Origin of the sequence: Mesorhizobium sp. M2A.F.Ca.ET.067.02.1.1 (genome assembly GCF_004023285.1) — a bacterium.
Lineage (GTDB): Bacteria > Pseudomonadota > Alphaproteobacteria > Rhizobiales > Rhizobiaceae > Mesorhizobium.
In genome coordinates, this window is record NZ_RZSB01001175.1 from 1 (window position 1) to 1,137 (window position 1,137).

Here is a 1,137-nt window from a genome sequence, read left to right on the forward strand (position 1 = left end):
GTTCTGGGAGCGCACGCAGAGCGTTGACGACCTCGTCCAATTGCGACCGGGCTGCGGCGGCGATGTCGAAGATGTCACGCGGTTTGGCTTCCGATCCCCGGAAATAGACCTTCTTGGCGATAATTTCCGGAATGGTTTCTAGACGCACCGTCCTGCCTTCCACCATACGGGTCTCGAACGGCGTCGTTGTTAGCGCTCCGGCAACGATGAAGTCGATTTCGCCAATTCCCTCGAAGGCGAACTTCTGAAACCGAAGTCCGTCACCCAGATAGTCGGATGGCATCGTTTCGAAGTGCAGATGGCTTCTGGAGGGGTCAATGAATCCGAGCAATTGAGGGTCGTCGAGGAAGATATCGATGTCATGGCTTTCGCGATGGCCGATCTGGATCATCATCGCCGTTCCGCCGCCAAATGACCATTCAAAGTCATCGCCCCCGGCATTCTCGCGAAGCTGATCGATCAGGTCGATAGTAATGCGAAAGAGCCGCCGCCATTCGGACGGGCGTCGGCTATCATGTCCAGCCATTACGCGGCGAGCGGGTAGCTCTCGCCGGACCAGGCAGAGAACTTGGCGGCAAAAGCCTTCAGGTCGTTGACCGCGATGTGGTGCGCGTTTGCGAACTCGACTTGCTGGGCGAGAGGGACCTCGCCGAGAAAGGCGCTGACATGACCGGGATGCTGCTTGGCCAGTTCGATATCAGCAAGGCAATGCGCCAGCGCCGCGTCGTCCAGTTGATCACTGTAGGGCGCGTTCACCGTCGTCAGGACTGAACCCAGATGCTTGCTCATAATGCGTGCAAGATAGTCGTTTCAGGCTTGTCGCACAAGTTGCCGCCCTCTTCCGCACCCATCGGCGGTCGGCGACGTCAGCGTTGTTTTCGTGACCCAGATCAGCCAGAATCGCCCTCCAAGATCGCCGCCGACGACGCACGGCGTTCCCTTGACGAAAAAAGCGGGGATTTCCCCCGGCCGGAGCCCGAGAATGACCGAGCAAAAACCCGTCCGCCTGCCCGACCCCGCTTCCGTCGAAACCGTGCTAGCGGGTTTAGAGCCGCAGTCGGCCGACGTCGAACTCTCCCCTGCCCTGAACAAGGCCTTTCCGGGCTTCGTCTTCACCGTCGCGACCATCGACGATCC

General features: G+C 59.5%; 2 protein-coding genes. Both read right to left on the minus strand.

Going from position 1 to position 1,137, the window contains the following annotated elements; translation table 11 throughout:
- Positions 1 to 526, minus strand: a 526-nt coding sequence (locus EOA28_RS36510) for a nucleotidyl transferase AbiEii/AbiGii toxin family protein (RefSeq protein WP_128315878.1), incomplete at its 3' end; no start/stop codon positions are given.
- On the minus strand, positions 526 to 789 hold the full coding sequence (locus EOA28_RS36515; protein WP_126064570.1) for a hypothetical protein: 264 nt from the start codon (positions 787 to 789) through the stop codon (positions 526 to 528). The genes EOA28_RS36510 and EOA28_RS36515, both read right to left, overlap by 1 nt.
- Positions 790 to 1,137 lie beyond the last annotated feature (348 nt).

Bases quoted from the DNA above. Each gene is read 5' to 3' on its own strand.
- EOA28_RS36515 (WP_126064570.1), bottom strand. From the start codon at position 789: ATGAGCAAGCATCTGGGTTCAGTCCTGACGACGGTGAACGCGCCCTAC.